The organism is Mycobacterium hainanense (genome assembly GCF_041890355.1).
GTDB classification, from domain to species: Bacteria; Actinomycetota; Actinomycetes; order Mycobacteriales; family Mycobacteriaceae; genus Mycobacterium; species Mycobacterium hainanense.
In genome coordinates, this window is the sequence record NZ_CP169059.1 from 2,652,872 (window position 1) to 2,669,014 (window position 16,143).

Annotated in this window: 16 protein-coding genes; 4 read left to right on the forward strand and 12 right to left on the reverse strand. The window is 66.3% G+C overall.

Translation table 11 applies throughout. The annotated features are described in order from the left end of the window. The 4 genes from ACEL92_RS12360 to ACEL92_RS12375 all read left to right on the forward strand — a co-directional run bounded on the left by ACEL92_RS12360 (position 1) and on the right by ACEL92_RS12375 (position 2,844). Positions 1-621: an RNA polymerase sigma factor gene (locus tag ACEL92_RS12360; RefSeq protein WP_374025824.1), complete on the forward strand. Its 621-nt coding sequence runs from the start codon at positions 1-3 to the stop codon at positions 619-621. Then, the gene (locus ACEL92_RS12365) at positions 618-887 is read left to right on the forward strand and encodes a hypothetical protein (protein ID WP_374025825.1); all 270 of its coding nucleotides are present in this window, start codon (positions 618-620) and stop codon (positions 885-887) included. The genes ACEL92_RS12360 and ACEL92_RS12365 overlap by 4 nt, the downstream gene beginning before the upstream one ends. Continuing rightward, positions 884-1,816: a formate/nitrite transporter family protein gene (locus tag ACEL92_RS12370; RefSeq protein WP_374025826.1), complete on the forward strand. Its 933-nt coding sequence runs from the start codon at positions 884-886 to the stop codon at positions 1,814-1,816. The genes ACEL92_RS12365 and ACEL92_RS12370 overlap by 4 nt, the downstream gene beginning before the upstream one ends. 137 nt (positions 1,817-1,953) lie before the next feature. Continuing rightward, positions 1,954-2,844 (forward strand): universal stress protein, encoded by an 891-nt coding sequence (locus ACEL92_RS12375; protein ID WP_374025827.1) that lies wholly within the window; start codon positions 1,954-1,956, stop codon positions 2,842-2,844. A 130-nt stretch (positions 2,845-2,974) separates the two neighbouring features. Here the strand turns inward: ACEL92_RS12375 and ACEL92_RS12380 are convergent, their stop codons facing one another. From ACEL92_RS12380 to ACEL92_RS12435, 12 genes are all read right to left on the reverse strand, one after another. Beyond that, complete coding sequence (locus ACEL92_RS12380; protein ID WP_374025828.1) at positions 2,975-3,838, reverse strand: pyridoxamine 5'-phosphate oxidase family protein; 864 nt, start codon at positions 3,836-3,838, stop codon at positions 2,975-2,977. Positions 3,839-4,001: 163 nt separating this feature from the next. Next, positions 4,002-4,475, reverse strand: coding sequence for a type II toxin-antitoxin system Phd/YefM family antitoxin (locus ACEL92_RS12385; RefSeq protein ID WP_374025829.1), 474 nt, complete (start codon positions 4,473-4,475; stop codon positions 4,002-4,004). A 13-nt stretch (positions 4,476-4,488) separates the two neighbouring features. Continuing rightward, complete coding sequence (locus ACEL92_RS12390; RefSeq protein ID WP_374025830.1) at positions 4,489-6,045, reverse strand: MCE family protein; 1,557 nt, start codon at positions 6,043-6,045, stop codon at positions 4,489-4,491. Continuing rightward, positions 6,039-7,208, reverse strand: coding sequence for a virulence factor Mce family protein (locus ACEL92_RS12395; protein ID WP_374025831.1), 1,170 nt, complete (start codon positions 7,206-7,208; stop codon positions 6,039-6,041). The genes ACEL92_RS12390 and ACEL92_RS12395 overlap by 7 nt, the downstream gene beginning before the upstream one ends. Beyond that, complete coding sequence (locus ACEL92_RS12400; protein ID WP_374025832.1) at positions 7,205-8,758, reverse strand: virulence factor Mce family protein; 1,554 nt, start codon at positions 8,756-8,758, stop codon at positions 7,205-7,207. The genes ACEL92_RS12395 and ACEL92_RS12400 overlap by 4 nt, the downstream gene beginning before the upstream one ends. Then, positions 8,755-10,314, reverse strand: a complete 1,560-nt coding sequence (locus tag ACEL92_RS12405) for an MCE family protein (protein WP_374025833.1) — start codon at positions 10,312-10,314, stop codon at positions 8,755-8,757. The genes ACEL92_RS12400 and ACEL92_RS12405 overlap by 4 nt, the downstream gene beginning before the upstream one ends. Further along, on the reverse strand, positions 10,311-11,351 hold the full coding sequence (locus ACEL92_RS12410) for a virulence factor Mce family protein (protein ID WP_374025834.1): 1,041 nt from the start codon (positions 11,349-11,351) through the stop codon (positions 10,311-10,313). The genes ACEL92_RS12405 and ACEL92_RS12410 overlap by 4 nt, the downstream gene beginning before the upstream one ends. Further along, complete coding sequence (locus tag ACEL92_RS12415) at positions 11,348-12,655, reverse strand: MCE family protein (RefSeq protein WP_374025835.1); 1,308 nt, start codon at positions 12,653-12,655, stop codon at positions 11,348-11,350. The genes ACEL92_RS12410 and ACEL92_RS12415 overlap by 4 nt, the downstream gene beginning before the upstream one ends. 6 nt (positions 12,656-12,661) lie before the next feature. Continuing rightward, positions 12,662-13,531, reverse strand: coding sequence for an ABC transporter permease (locus ACEL92_RS12420; protein ID WP_374025836.1), 870 nt, complete (start codon positions 13,529-13,531; stop codon positions 12,662-12,664). Position 13,532: 1 nt separating this feature from the next. Continuing rightward, positions 13,533-14,246 carry an MlaE family ABC transporter permease gene (locus tag ACEL92_RS12425; RefSeq protein WP_369830318.1) on the reverse strand — a complete coding sequence of 238 codons (714 nt, stop codon included), beginning with the start codon at positions 14,244-14,246 and terminating at the stop codon, positions 13,533-13,535. 732 nt (positions 14,247-14,978) lie between these two features. Next, entirely contained in the window at positions 14,979-15,647 is a 669-nt protein-coding gene (locus tag ACEL92_RS12430) for a TetR/AcrR family transcriptional regulator (protein ID WP_374025837.1), read from the reverse strand. A 160-nt stretch (positions 15,648-15,807) separates the two neighbouring features. Next, positions 15,808-16,113 carry a hypothetical protein gene (locus ACEL92_RS12435; protein ID WP_374025838.1) on the reverse strand — a complete coding sequence of 102 codons (306 nt, stop codon included), beginning with the start codon at positions 16,111-16,113 and terminating at the stop codon, positions 15,808-15,810. Between the last annotated feature and the right edge of the window lie 30 nt (positions 16,114-16,143).

Sequence of the window (16,143 nt, forward strand, 5' to 3'; positions counted from 1 at the left end):
ATGGTGACCCCGGTGGCGGTGCCGCCGGGGGGCACCGATTCCGGATTGGTGGTCGGCGGCATTCCGCTGGCCAATCTGGTGCGCGACTTTCACCGGCCGATGGTCAATTTCGCCCGCACCATGGTGGATTCGGCGACGGTGGCCGAAGAGGCCGTGCAAGAGGCGTGGGTGCAGGTACTCCAGTCCGCCGAGTCCTTCGAGGGCCGCTCGTCGGTGGGGACGTGGCTGTTCGGGATCGTCAAGAACACCGCCTCGCGGCACCGTCGCCGGGAATCCCGCATCCGCGACCACGAGGTGCTGTCCGCGCACGATGGCGACCCATTGGCGGGCCGCATGCATCCCGCCGGCCACCCCGACGCCGGACACTGGAGTCTTCCGCCCTCCCGGCGCTTCCTGCCGGAGGACCGTACCGTGGAAAACGAGCTCGTCGGCTACGTCCGTGCGGCACTGGACGCGCTGCCGGAGCGGCAACGGCAATTGGTCATCCTGCGCGATCTGGTCGGCACCTCGGCCGAAGAGGCGGCCGAACTTCTCGAGCTGACCGCCGAAGGACAGCGCGCGCTGCTCTACCGCGCCCGGGGAAATCTTCGCAACGAATTGGAAAAGCGGTACCGCCGATGACCGTCCACGACAACACAGTTCCCGCTATCGACTGCGTCGACTTCGTCCGACTCGTCGATGAACTCGTCGACTCAGACCCCCGACAGTGGGGCCCCATCGTCGCCAAGCACCTCGACGAGTGCCCCCCATGCCTGGTCTACCTGCAACAGATGCTCGATCTCAAGATTCTGCTCAGCCACGTCTTCGAGGGGGAGAGGCTCAGCGAGGAGCACATCTCGGGGGTCATCAACGCGATCAACGGTTTACGGAAAGGCGAACACCGATGACGATCAACGCGCAAGCGCCGCAACTCGATGGCCAGGCGCCGCCACTCGATGGACAGGCGCCGCAACCAAAGCTTGTCGCGGGCTTGCCCTCTGGCGCCACGGCGAAGGTCCCCGACGATCCGTTCGAGCCGCTCAGCGTCGGCGCCATGGTGGACCGGGTGGCCGCCATGGCGGTCGAAAAGGCGACGCACCCATGGGCGTTCCTGATGCGTTCCCTGGTCGGTGGCGTGATGGTCGCGTTCGGAGCGCTGCTGGCGCTGATGGTGAGCACCGGGGTCAAGACCCCGGGCATCGCGAGTTTGTTGATGGGTCTGGCGTTCGGCATGTCCTTCGTCCTGATCCTGGTGTCGGGCATGTCATTGATCACCGCCGACATGGCCGCGGGATTTCTCGCCGTCCTCAACCGCACCATGAGCGTCGGTAGCTATGTCTTTCTGGTTGTCGTGGGCCTCGTCGGCAACGTGCTGGGCGCCCTGCTGTTCGTCACCGTCTGCGGCGCCGCAGGAGGCCCGTATCTGGGCGCCTTCGCCGAGCGGGCGGCCACCGTGGGCACGCAGAAGGCGGGCCAGCCGTTCTGGACCGCACTGCTCCTCGCGGTGGTGTGCACCTGGTTCCTGCAGACCTCGATGTGCATGTTCTTCAAGGCGCGCAGCGACGTCGCCCGAATGACATTCGCGTTCTATGGGCCGTTCGCGTTCGTCATCGGCGGCACCCAGCACGTGATCGCCAACGTCGGCTTCCTCGGTCTTCCCTTGCTGATCAACCTGTTTCACCCGACCGCTCCCCGCGGAACGATCGGTTGGGGATTCGGCGACCACGGCCTGCTCACCAACCTCGGCGTCACCACCGTGGGCAATCTGATCGGGGGCACATTGTTTGTGGCGTTGCCGTTTTGGGTCATCGCGCAGTTGCAGCGCCACCGCATCTAGCCGGCGAGTGACCATAGCGTTACGGGCGCCTTAACGCGCGCCCGTAACAGCCCTCCGTCCCGTTGGTTAGGGACTTAAGCCTCACGACCGATGCCGCCGCGTGTTTATAGCGTCGTTCGTGATGGAGGGAGAACGAAATGTCAGCATCTGATCAACAGCGCGGCATCGTCGTCGCGGTCGACGGCTCGCAGGCGTCGAACGCCGCGGCAAGCTGGGCCGCGCACGAGGCGGCCATGCGGAACGTTCCACTGACCGTCGTCCACGCGGTCACGACCCCGACCGCCACCTGGCCGCCGGTGCCCTACCCCGACTCTTTAGCGGTGCGGCTGGAAGATGAGGGCAAGAAGGCGATCATGCACGCGATCAAACTCGCCGAGGAGGCGCTGCCGGCGGACCGCGACGTCGCCATCAACAGGGAACTGGTGTACTCCAGCCCCGCGCTGGCCCTGATCAGGATGTCGGACGAAGCGCAGCTGATCGTGGTGGGCACGGCCGGGCGGGGATTGCTGGCCCGCGGCGTGCTGGGCTCGGTCAGTGCGGCGGTGGTGCGGCACGCGAACTGTCCCGTCGCCGTCATCCATGGTGACGACCTGCCGGACAAGCGGGACGCTCCCGTTCTGGTGGGGATCGACGGCTCGCCGGCGTCCGAGCTCGCAACCGCCGTCGCTTTCGACGAGGCTTCCCGCCGCGGGGTCGACCTGATGGCACTGCACGCGTGGAGCGACATTGCGATCAGCGACCTCCCCGAAGCGGATTGGTCGTCACTGGAGGGAGAGGCGCAGCGCAGCCTCGCCGAGAACCTGGCGGGTTGGCAGGAGCGCTATCCCGATGTGGCGGTGCAGCGGTTGGTCGAGCGCGACGGGCCGGCCCGAGAGCTCACCGAGAAGTCGGAATTCGCCCAGCTTCTCGTCGTGGGCAGTCACGGCCGGGGCGGCTTGTCCGGCATCCTCTTGGGATCGGTCAGCAACGCGGTCTTGCACTCGGTGCGGATACCCGTCATCGTCGCCCGGCCGTCCGGATTGCGCTGACGCAGCGCCGCCTCGTCGGCCGCACTCGGGCGAGCGGCGCTGATCAACGCGAACCCCGTTCTCACACGGCTGGTCCAGGCGCTGATTGAGGGGGCGCAAGGTGTCCAGGGCGTCGAAGTCGTTCGCCGTCTCACCGTTTGCGGTTCCCCGCGGTGGCCACCGCGCCGACCGAGAATGCGACGTTGCGGCCCACGCCGCCGTCGTCCCCGGGGGCACCGGGCGTCGTCCACCGCACGTGCGCGGTCCCGGTGAGGTGCAAGCTGGCGCCGGTATCAAAATCCAGGAAGAGCAAAGCGGCTTCGTCGTCGACGGCCAGGTTGCCGTAGCTGTTGAACATGTTGTTGCCCGGAAAGTCCGGCCACCAGAGTCGGTCGGGGGAGTCAACTCTGACGAATCCGGGCGGGCCGCCCCGGTGTGACGCGTCACTACCCCGCGTGGGGTGGCTTGTGCCCAGGAAGAACGTGTCGGACCTGGCGATCATCGCCTGATCGGAGGGGTCCAGCGTCGCGCGTCTCGCGCGCACCGAAGCCGCAGCGGCGAGGGTGGCGGTGTCGATGGCATGGCGGTGAATGTACTTGGGGCAGTTGCCGTATGCCTGGTCGACGCGCACGGTCAAGCCCGCGTGGTCCGAGCCGACGAGCTCGCCGTTCACCCGTAGCCGGCGGCGGGTGAGGAAGTCGATGGCGATCAGGCCGATCTGTTGGCCTGCCGGGAGCCGGTGCAGCGGGTCACCGTCGCGGGGCGAGGCCGACGCGTGCAAGACATCATTCTGGCCGCGCAGGAACCCCGGCGGGCCGGTCAGCGGCGAGACCCACAGAACGCCGTCGTGGTCGCGTCCGGTCAGGGCGGCGAATCGCTGTGCTGCGAGAAAGGCCGCGGCGCCGCCGGACAGGCCCGACGGGTCGAGCATGCCCTCGAGGCGCTTGGCCTCGGCCTCGACACCCGCGCGGCGCTGTGTTGCGGTCTCTCCTTCGTGGAAGCCCGTCACGGTCATGTGTGGGGTAACAACGTGACCAGCGGAAAGCTTCCGGCAGTGTCCGCCGGTGTTTGCCCGAGCTGGTCTAGCCGCGCGGCGTCCTCCGCCGGGTGTGCGGCCAGCCGCACACTCGACCCGCTACGGCAGCGCCTCGCGCGGGATCCGCGGCAGGGGTGGTTTCCTAGGCGACCGACACGATGCGGGCTACCAGCTTGCCGCCGCGGATGACCTCGATCGTCTGCCCCGCCGCGACCTCATCGAAATAGCGCCCTGCGCGCTTACGTAGCTCGTCGAGCTTGATCCCGCCTTGGGTAGCCGCCGGAGCGGGGCTGCTCGTCGCGTCACCGGCGGACACGATCTCCGCCAACAACCTGCCACCCCGCACGACGTTCAGCGTTTCGCCGGCCGCCACCCGGTCGAAGCACCGGCCGGCGCGGGTGCGCAGTTCGTCGAGGCTCACCCAGCCACCCCCCTCCGCCGCAGCGAGCTTCACCGAACGCGCCGGGATCGGGGCGACCCGCCAGTCACCGACGGGCAGGATCCGCGCCACCAGCTTGCCCCGGCGGACGACGTCGATCGTCTCGCCGCCGGCAACCCGTTCGAGATACGTGCAGGCGTCGCTTCGAAGTTGGCCGAGGCCAATGGATTCCGGCATGTCGCTCCCATCTTTACCGGCCGGCCGGCGGCGCCAGCATGTCCTTCCAGCCCTCGTCTCCGGTCTTGCTCGAGTTCTCGACCGCGTACTTGACCCCGTCCGGCCCCACCAGTTCGCCGCTCTGCGGGAGGTAAACCGCCGGGGGAGGGCCGCCGGGCGTGTAGACGCACGGATTCGGTTGCTGCCCATTGCATTCGACGGTGCCCGATCCCGGCCGTTGCAGCGGGTCGCTGGTCGGTGGTGGCGTCCCCGCGACCCTGTCGGCGGGCGCCGGATTGAGGCCGTTGTTGACCGATGGCGCGGGCATCACCAGCCCCGGTTTGACGGGCTGGTCGCAGCGCGCCGCCGGCGCCGGGCAGGTCACGATCTGGTTGGGATCGCCGTACCACGGGTTGGTTCCCAACGGAACGTACGGTTTGGGGTCGCGGCACTCCCGGGGTGTCGCGGCGCGTTTACCCGGGACGTCGACGCATGGCAGGTTGCGCGCCCCGCGCACCGCGTTGGAGGGAGTGTCCTGCGGGATCTTGCAATAGGTTCCGGACGGCATCGGCGCGAGGCTGGTGTCCGCGGGAGACCGCCACTGTGGTGCCGGGAGAAACCCGGTCAGACACGGCGGAGGCTGGTTGATCGTCAGCGAGGTGCCCAGTGATGCGTACCCCGGGAAGGCCGACGTCACGGTCTGGCCCTCCGAGGCGCCCTGCGGGTAGGCGACCAGGAGTTGCTCGACGCCCTTGTGGTAGCGCTTGAGCATGTCCAGCACGATCTCGAGATTCGCCAGCGTCTGCGGCAGCGACTCGCGGATGTCGCCGAACACCTCGTTGACCTGATCGGCGGTCGGGGCGGCCTGGGTCAGGATGCTCTTCACGTGCTGGTCGTTTTCGGCGCTCTGGGCAGCCAGGATGTCCAAGTTGTGCGACCAGCGCTCGATCGAGTCGCCGGAGTTGACCTGGCTGTCGATGACCGGCCCGGAATTTTGGACGATGTCGTTGATATCGGAGAGGTTGGTCTTGAAGTCGCCGGCGATGGCCTGCGTCGCGTCGACCAGGCGTTGCAGCGCGGGGCCCAAACCGCCGACGGCTTGGGCTGTTTCGTCGAGCAGCGAGGCGATCTTGTCCTTCGGCAGCACGGCCAGCCCGCGGTTGGCCGCGTCCAGCGCCGGCCCGATCTCGGTGGGTATGGTCCCCTTCGTGATGGTCTGACCGGGCGAGAAGTATTGGCGCGGGTTACCGACCGAGACCAGGTCCAAATACTGCTCACCGACGGCCGACACCGAATGCACGTTCGCCGACGCATCGATCGGGATCCGGTAGCGGTCGCCGATGCTCATGGTCACCCGCGCGCCCGTCGCGGTCGGGTCGACCGCGGTGACCGTGCCGATGGTTTCACCGCGATAGGTCACGTTGGAGGTCTTGTACAGTCCGCCCGACGCGGGTAAGTCCGCCTTCAGCGTGTACTGCCCGATGCCAACCGCGCTGGGAATCTGCAAGTAGTACCAGCCCAGCGCGACCGCCGTGATCGCGGTCAGGATGGCGAACGCGACCAGCTGGCGTTTGATGAAGCGGGTCAGCATTGCCTGTCGGCCCTTTCGACCAGCGGGCCGCCCGGAACGTCATTGGGGTTCGGCGTGTACCGGACATCGGGGATCATCGTTTCGGGGTCGCGGCCCCACGATTGTTCGAGCGCGCGCAGCGCTCCGGAGAACCCGGTCCCGGTGAGGACCGCGTTGTCGACCGCGCTCATGGTCAGGTCGAGCGTCAGCGACAGATTGAAGTAGTCGCCGCGGAATGCCTTGGGCACGGCGTCGATGTCGAACGGCCGGACGAGGATCAGCTTGAGGGCGCGAATCAGGTAGGGCGCCGCCCGGCCGAGTTCCCGCAGCGGGCACTGCAGCGACTGCAGGTCTTGGTGGATGTCGCCCCGGGCGGCCGACAGGTATTGGTCGGCAACCCCGCCGAGCCGCCCCGTCGCGTCGACCGCGTTGATCAGAAGATTCTGTTTGTCGGCGAAATGCTTGAGCAGCGGCGGGAATTCGGTGAGGACACGATCCAGGACGTCAGAGCGGGGGCCCACGTACGCGAGCAACCGGTTGGTCGAATCGATGGCCCGGGTGATGTCGGCGCGCTGCTCGTCTAGCCGGGCGGTGAAGGTGTCCAACTTGCCGAGGAAGGCGCGGATCTGGTCTGCCCGGCCGTTGACGATGTTGTAGACCTCGTTCTGCAGCACTTCGAGGTTGGGGATGCCGCCCCCGTGTAGCACGATGGCAAGACTCGCCAGCGTCTGCTCGGTGGTGGGGTAGGTGGACGCATTCTTCAGCGGGATGGTGTCGCCGTCCCGCAGCGGCTCCGGGGAGGGGTTGGGTGGCGCCGCCAGCTCAACATGCTGGGAACCCAGCAGGCTGGTCTGACCGATCTTGGCGGTGGCGTTCCTGGGTAGCTTGACGTTCCTGCCCAGCTGCAGCGTCAGCGTCGCGACCCAGTTCTTGAGCTCGATCGCGCGGACCGTGCCGACGAAGACGTCGGCCACTCGCACCCGGCTGTTGTCGTTGAGGGCCAGCGTGTCCGGCATTTGGACGTAGACGGTGTAGGAGCCGGGTCCAGAGCCAGGACCGCCGGGCATCGGCACATTCGCGATCCCATGCCACTTCGCGCACGACGTCAGCACCGCCGCGGCGCTCAACACGACGAGCCCCTTCCAGGTCAGGTGCCGGACACGAATCACTAGGGCGCGCATCATGATCCCGCCCCCGTAGCGGCGGCCGGCGTCGGCGCGACCGGACCCGGCACCACTCCCGGCCCCGGCGGCGGTGGCGGGATCGGCACCTGCGGCGCCCGCAGGCCGATCGGTGGCACGACCGGGTTCTCGTCGTAGGCGTTCGGCGGCCCCGGCGGGGTTTGCAAGCCCGGGGGCGGGGGCGGGGCGTCGGGGCCGCCCATCAGTTCGGCCAGAGATTCCGGGGCCATCAGGCCCCCCGTGATCGGTCCCACCTGGGTGCCTTGCATGCCCGGGGCGGCGACCCAGCCGGGCTGGGTGTTGCGGTGCGAGAACGGGGTGTCGGGCACCCAGATCCCGGGCACCGTCGTGTCTTTGTACCCGTTGGGCGGTTGCAGCCGGGGTTCGGAGTAGGCGATCTCCTTGGGCAACGCCTCGGCGGTGCTGAACAGGTTCAGCCCGAACGGCAAGTAGTTGAACTTGATGGCATCGAGGATCGGCGCCAGGTATTGCGCGCACAGTTCGGCGGATTCCTGGTAGCCCAGCCGGCTGCCGGCCTGAATCATGCTGCACATGAACTGCATTGGGTTGGCGAAGTTGGGGATCGCCGGGATGGACATGACGGCGCCGTGTGACGGGTGGTAGATCTGGCTGAGGTTCGTCTCGAGCGTCGGTAGGACGTGCAGAGCGGTCTCCAAGCCGTTCAGCGGGTCGGGCTGGACCAGCGTGGTGGTCAGGTTGGCGAGGTTGTCGACGTCGTGGGCGAGCACCTCGCGGTTCTTGTCCAAGAACGGACGCAGCGTGGCGAGCAGGCTGTCGAACTGCTGGATCGCATTGGAGAGGTCGCGGTCGGACCCGGTCAGCTTGTCGGTGAATTGGGCCAGGTTCTTGTTCAGAGCGACGAATTGCTGGTCGTCTTTGTGCAGGGCGTTGACGAACTGCGCCAGGCTGCGCACCACCGCGAAGAAGTCGCCGCGGCCCTCGTTCAGCGCGGTGAGCGACCGCGACAGGCTGTTCAGTGTGGTGTTGATTTGCTTGCCCTTGCCGGACAATCCGTCCGCGAACGACTCGATGGCCTCACCGAACGGGCCCTTGGGTTGCTCGGGCGTCGGGCCGAGTTTGGAGATGATGTTGGCGACGCTTTCACGCAGTTCGTCCCACTCCGTCGGCATCTGCGTGCGCTCGATCGGAATCACCGCGTTGTTGCCCATCACCGGCCCTCCCTTGTAGGGGGGCTCCAGCTGAATGCTCCGCGACGCCACCAGGGTTGGGTTGACGACCACGGCGGACGCGTTGGCGGGCACCTTGTATTTGTTGTCGTAGTGAAACGTCACCTTCATCTTGTCGCCGGCCGGCTCGATCTTGTCGACCGAACCCACGCGCACGCCCATGATCTGGACCTTGTCTCCGGAATAGAGCGCATTCGCCGTTGGGAGGTAGGCGATTACGGTGTTGGTGGTCAATTTCTGGTAGAGCCGCCAGCCGGCGATTCCGGCGACAAGGGCCAGCAGCACCACCAGCGCCCCGACGACGGTCCGGGGCTGCGGTTTGCGGATCTGCAAGACGCTGCTCAATTCTGGTTACCTCCGGTGATGCCGCTGCCCCCCGTGCCGCCGGGGTTGATGAGCGGCGCCGGCAACTGCTGTCCGGGTCCCGGCGGCGCCGGCGGCCCGGGCGGGAGTCCGGGGGCGAACACCGACGGCGGTGGGGTGGGGCCCGCGGGTTGTAGGTTCTCGGTGCGCGCGCCCGGCGGTGCCTGGATGGGCAGTGGCACCGGTACGCCCGGGACGTCGGGAGGCGACTCGCCCGGCCGCGCGGCGATCGGGATGCCCGGCGTCGGCGGCAGGCCGTTCGGGTTCGGTGGTGACGTCGCGACGTCGATCGGCGCCGGGAAACTGCCGCCGAAGGCGCCGACGTCAACACCCGCGCAGGGCAACGGGTTCCACGGTCGCGGCAGCGCGTCAGCCGGTGGCGTGTACGAGCACGCCGTTCCCGGCGGCACCGCCGGCCCTGGGTGATCAGGGGTGCCTTCCAGCACCGGGGGAGCGGGCGGCGGTGCTCCGTTGGGGAACCGGGTGCCGTTGGGGTCGGGCCAGCGGAATTCGGGAAGCCCAGCGCTGCGCCAGAAGTCCTCCGGGTCGATACCGCGCTTCTTGAAGGCGGCGTCGACGAACGGTTGCAAAATCCAGTACGGCAGCAGATTGGACAGGACGATCTTGAAGTACGGCCCCGACGCGACCGATTCCCCTAACGACGCGGCGAATTGGCTGACATACGTGAGGGTTTGAGCCAGGTCGTCCTTTCGCGCCACCAGTACGTCGCTGATGGCGCGCAACTGCTCCAGCACCGGATTGAGGTTCGGATTGTCGTTGATGAATCCCTGCACTTGGGCCGAGAAGGCCGAAATATTCTGCAGGAGCGAGCCGATAGCGCGGCTACGTTCGTTGAACGCGACCAGTAGCGCCTTCGCGTTGACCAGTAGCCGGTTGATCTGTTCGCTGCGGTCCCCGAGCACGCTGGCCACTTGATGAGCCTGAGCGAGAAGGTGCTTGATCTGCTCGTCGCGTTTACCGATGGTGTCGGAGAACCTGGTTAACCCGTCGAGCGTGGCACTCAGATGCGGGTAGGTCTGATCGATGGTCTGCGACAGGATATTCAGCGATTGCTTGACCGTGTCGATGTCCCAGCCGGTGGCGGCCTTGGTGACATCGAAGGCGGCATCGTAGAGCTGATAGGGGGTGGTGCTTTGGCCCAGCGGCAGCACGGCACCCGGTCGCAATGTCTGCGTTCCCCGCGGCTCGATCTCGAGCACCTTCTTGCCGAGGATGGTGTCGGTCTTGATCGCGAGCCGGCTCTCGCTGCCAATCGTGTTGGCGCCGATGTTGAACTTGATCCGGACGTGGTCGCCGTCGATTTCGAACGCCTCCACCTTGCCGACGTTCACCCCGGAGATGCGCACCTTGTCGCCCTTGTTGAGTTGACCGGTGTCGGTGAATTGCCCGTAGTAGCTGGGGCTGGCGAACATCATTGGGATGCTGGTTAAGCTTTGGCCGACGGCGACGACGAGCACCAGCACGGTGATGCCCATCAGCCCGACCCTGTTGCGGTTGAACTCCGTCAGCGTTCTCATTGCGGCGTGCACCTACCGGTGGGCTGCTGCCAAATCCGGACCGTGCGGACCGGGCCGCCGGGCTGCAACCCGTTCCACCTGATGCTGAGGTCGCACAGGTAGAAGTTCACCCAGTCTCCGTAGAGGCCGATGCTGCGCCCGATCAGGTTAAGGGCGGTCGGCGTCTTGTGGATCAGATCCCCGAGTTGATCGCGTTGGTCGACGAGGGGCTGTTGCAGAGCCTGCAGGTAATTGATGGCCTTGTGCAGTAGAGCGCGGTTGTCCGCGAGCAGGTCGGCTACCGTTCCGGCGGCGTTGCTGATGTTCGCGATCCCGGCCGCCAACGGGTCCGCGTGATTCTGCAGGCCGGTGATCAGTCTTTCGAAGTTGTCGACGGTCTGGTCGAATTCCTTGCGGTGCCCGACCGTGGTGTCGAGCACAACATTCAGGTTCTTGATCACCTCGCCGATCGCTTGGTCGCGCTCGGCGATGTGCGCCGTCAGCTGGGCGGTCTGGTCCAGGATGTCGTTGATGGTGCCGCCCTGGCCCTGGAACACGGTGATGATGGCCGACGCGATGGTGTTGACCTTTTCCGGATCGAGCGCCCGAAACAGTGGCTTGAATCCACCGATCAGGGCGTCGAGATCGAGCGCGGGCGCCGTTCGAGACAGGGGGATGAATCCGCCCGGCGGCAGCAACTTGTCGCTGCCGTCGCCCTCGCCACGCTTGAGCTCCAGGTAGCGGTCGGCGAACAGATTGAGATAGCGGATCTGCGCGGTCGTCGACTGGTAGAGCGGTATCGAGCGGTCGACACTGAAGTCCACCATTACGCGCTGGCCGCCTTCGATCAGCCGCACCGCTTTGACCTTGCCGATCTCCACTCCGGCGGCGCGGACGAACTGGCCGTTTTTGAGCCCGGTGGCGTTCTTGAACTCCGCAGAATAGCTGTTGGTGCTGTTGAAGCGCAGCTGGGCGAACACCACGACGATCGACACGGTGATCAGCAACAGCAACAGCGAAACGATGCCGAGCTTGATGGCGGAGCCGGTGATTTTCATGGGTTGATCGTGTTGTCCCCGACTTGGCGGCCCCAGACGTACTCGATGGCGTACGGTGAGCCGGTTTCCAGATGGTTGTAGGGCGCGAGGCTGGCCCCGGTGTCGACCACCAGACTCGGCGCCGGCCACAGGTCATGGGTGATCGCCTGCCAGCAACCGGGCGCGCCGCCGGGCCCGCCGCGCGCGTTCACACGCGGCAGATTGTCCGGGTACACAAAGGGATTCGGCGCCCCGCCGACCAGCCCGGCCAGGGTCAGGAGGCCCATGGTGGCCGCGGTGCCGGCCAGCCCGGGAAGTGTCAACATGCCGCCCAACCCCGACGTCAGCTCGCTCATCGTTCTCAGCGCATAGCCGTTGCCGCCGCCGGTGGTCGCATAGGCCGCCGGTTCCTCGTCGTAGTAATTGCGGATGGTGCAGAAGATCTCGGGGCTGTAGGTGTCGAACAGCTGGGCGGTGGGCACCAGGTCGGCGGCGCCGCGCTGCAGGTAGGGCCCACCGCGGTTGAGAATGTCTTCGCCGGTGTTGCCCAACCCCGCCGCCGACAACAACGCGGAGTCCAGGTCGGCTTCCTGCCGGTGCAGGGTGCGAGCCGTAACCACGGAGTTGTTCAGCGCGTTGAGCAGGTCCGGTGCGGCGTTGGCGTAGACGTCGCCCAGCGCCGCGAGCTGTTGGATGTCATGCCGGATCTGCGGCATTTGCGGGTTGATGTCGTCGAGGATGGCGTTGGCGTTGACGATCGATTGCCCGAATTTGTCGCCCAGCCCGGTCAACGCCTGCGCGGCCGCAGCCAGTGTCAGGTTGACCTTGACCGGATCCAGCTTATCGGTGATCGAGGTGAGCGTCTCGAACAGCGTGTTGAACTCCGTTGTCACCGACCTCGCATCGATCACATGCTGTGGAGTTATGCGTTGCGGCGCAGGCTTTCTCGGCGAGGTCAGCGACACGTACTTGTTACCGAAGACGGTGGTGGCCTTGATATTGGCGTCCACATTGGCCGGGATCAGGTCGATCCACTTCGGATTCACGTTCAAGACGAACTGGGCGGCCGGTATGCCGTCACGCTCGATCTCCGAAATGCTGGCCACCCGGCCGATTTCCACGCCGTTGTAGGTGACCTTGGAACCCGGATCCATCACCAAGCCGGCCCTGGGCGCCAACATCGTCAACCGTGTCGTCGGCGTGAGCTGGCCCCGAAACTGCAACCATACGAATCCCAGCACCACCGCCGAGACGATCAAGAACACCGACGCCGTCGTCCGGTAGGGCGGAATGCGTTGCGGGTTCTCTTTCACGGGGGTCGTCATGGGCGGCTACACGGTGAGGTTGAAGTTCGGGGTCTTGCCGTAGACCGCCATCGCGGTCAGTACGACCACCACGACGATCGTGATCAATGACAGCCGCATCGACCGGCCGACCGCTTCGCCGACGCCAACCGGCCCGCCGGTGGCGGTGTAGCCGTAGTAACAGTGGGTGGTCATCACGACCACCGCGACCAGGATGACCTCCGCGAACGACCAGCCGACGTCGTTGAGGCGCAGGAACGTGTGGAAGTAGTGGTTGTACGTGCCGATGGACTGCCCGTACAGCAGGACGGTGGTGACCTGCTGGGACAGGAACGCCATCGTCATCGCCAAGCCGTAGAGCGGGACGATGACGATCAGTCCGGCCACCACCCGGGTGGATGCCAGGAAGGGGACCGACCGGATGCTCATGACCTCGAGCGCGTCGATTTCTTCGCTGATGCGCATCGCGCCCAATTCGGCCGTGGCGCCCGCGCCGACCGTGGCCGCGAGCGCCTGACCCGCGGCCACCGGCGCCACGAACCGCACATTCACCAGTGCGGCCAGGAAACCGGTGAACGCCTCGACACCGATGTTGCCCAGCGTCGCGTACCCCTGAATGGCGACCAGCGAGCCCGCGGACAGGGTGATGAAACCGACGATGGCGGCGGTGCCACCGACCACCGCCATCGCGCCCGTGCCCATTCCCATCTGGGCCACCATGCGGAGCAGCTCTTTGCGGTACCGGTGCACGGCGAATGGGATTTGTCCGACTGCGCTCAGTGCGAACCAGACCATCTGCCCGATCTCGACCAGTGGCCGGGACGGGGCATCCCCGTATCGGATGACGAAGGCGCTCGTCCGCGGGAAGCGGACGCGGAGGGCTGCAGCGGTGGACATGTCAGCGCCCCGTCCCGAACCGGACGCCGATGGTGGTCAGCGCCGCATTGACCGCGAACAGCGCGATGAAGCACAGCACCACCGTCTCGTTGACGGCTGTGCCCAGGCCCTTAGATCCGCCGCGGACGATCAGCCCGCGATAACAGCCGACCAGGCCGGCGATCAGTCCAAAGGTCGCGGCTTTGATGAACGCGATCAACACCTCGGGCAGCCCGGTGAGCGCCGTCAGCGTGGATAGGTAGGCACCGCTCGAGACGTTCTGCAGGTAGACGCTGAACAGGTAGCCGCCCCCGAGGCCGACGGCGACCACGAGGCCGTTGAGCAGCACCGCGACGAGGGTGGAGGCGACGACCCGGGGCACCACCAGGCGGTGGATCGGGTCGATGCCGAGCACCTCGAGCGCGTCGATTTCCTCGCGGATGGTGCGCGCGCCGAGGTCGGCGCAGATGGCGGTGCCGCCCGCGCCGGCGACCACCAGCACCGTCACGATCGGCCCGAGCTGAGTGACGGCGCCGATCGCGGCGCCGGCCCCGGACACGTCGGCGGCCCCGATCTCTGCCAGCAAGAGGTTGAGGGTGAAGATGAGCAGCACCGTTTCCGGGATGGACACGGCGATGGTGGGCAGCAGCGATACCCGCATGAGAAACCAGCCGTTCCAGATGAACTCGCGCCATTCGAACGGCTGCCTCAGCGCTTTCCCCGTCAGTACGCACATGCGGAAGAACCCCCCGGCCACTTCGGTCCCAGGCCGGATCCGTCTGCTCAATTTGCTGGCAGTCAGGTGTGAGGTGGTCATCCGGGCCCCCCGGGACGTGACCAGGCATCGAGGCGTCGCCGCTCCGATGCTTCCTGGAGTGGGCGAGGCGTGGTCGCGGTACTCCCTTCGCGGCGGTGACCGTGATCCTGGTTAGCGGGCCGGATCGTCGCGGCGCCGGTCAGCGCAAAGCGCTGCACAGCAACGTGTTTCGAACGAGACTGGGCGGGGGAGCGGTCCCGACTTGTCCGCCGCAAGTCGTGACGCGACGGCGGCGGCTCAAACTGGTAGCGTGCCGCGCCGGCTGATTCCCGACGCCAGTCGCACCGCCGACCGACACTCTGAGATCCCGCCCTTCGGCTGCATGCCGCCTTAGTTTGCGCCACGCACCACTATGGCATTAGACCGTACGGTCAGTCAATAACTGACGGAATGTCCGCGTCTTCGTGATGTCGGCGACCCGCTATGCCGGACGCCGATTTGACTGATTCCACGGATTACAAGGATTTTTGGCCGCGAATCGGTACGACTGGACGCAGGCCGCCAGGTACACCGGCTTGGAGCGTTCGCCAAGAAATCGACCGCGCGTACAGTATCGACCATTGTTATTCGCGCGTCGGACCAGCGATGATTTGCCGGCTCCGCCTGAGCCTTCTTAGGACCAATGACGGCCCGGTGCAAAGGTATTAGCGGCTATTCGGACGGACCCGTAACCGCGGCGAGGCATTCACGCACTACCGATACCACGTCGGCGGACGGACTTGCCCACTTGCCGAGCCCGAGTCGGTCGAGCAGCAACCCGCCGAGGAACACATCGACGAAGGCGGCCCCGACCTGTTCGGGAGTGCGGGAGTCGGCGGGGCCGAACCATACCCACATCCACTCGAGCGATCCCCACAGCTGCAGTGCCGCCAGTTCGACGTCGACGGTGCGGAAGACTCCGCGTTCGATACCGCTGCGGATCTCATCAATTGCCAAGCTTTGCAGTTGGTTCCGCAGCTTGCGCACGTGCTGCATCGCCGGGTCGTCGGACAACTGAACCACCTCGCGCTGGCTTGCCACCGTCGCTTCACGGGCGACCACCTGCAGCAGTGCGGAGGTGTAGATGATTGCGGCGATGCGTTCCTGTGGCGTATCGAGTCGGGACCATGCCATCTGCACCGCATCGAGTTGGCGGGCGAGGTGGTTTTCCTCGAGCTCCCGCAACATCTGCGCCTTGGTGCCGAAGTGATGAACGATGGTGCCCTTCGACATGCCGAGCTCGTCAGCGATGTCGCCCATATTCGTTCTGTCGTAGCCGCGTTCGGCGACATAGCGGACAAACGCGTCGAGGATCTCGCCACGCCTACCAGGTCGAGGCATCGTCCACCCTTCGGCTCAAACTAACCGTACGAACGGTCCATCATAAGCTTGGCGATGTCAAGATCCGTCCCGCCGCGCCGCCGGGGCGACAGGCGTTCTGCACGCGGGATCAGGCGGTGCCTGGCGCGTCAGAAGCCGCTTGCGCCGTAGCGGGGGGCGTCTACAACGCCCTGTGGCCATTCAACCGATCGGGCGCGGTGACGACATAGGTGTTCGCCTTGGCCGCGGGCTTGATCTCACCGGCGGTGTACACGGTCATGAGGTCTCTGCCATCGCTGTCGACGACGCACACATAGGTGTCCGTCTCGGCGTCGTAGTCGAAGCTGTCCCAGGCCAATAGGAACGCCAAGCAGTTGCCGTCGCGATCCGCCACGACGAGCTTGTGCACCCCCGACTTTCGTAGTAGCTCGGCGTCCTGCGCGCGCTGGTGGGGGACCTGGCTGGTGTGGAGCGTGGCGTGTGACATCTGTGTACTCCCTTAGCGAGGATGTCTCCC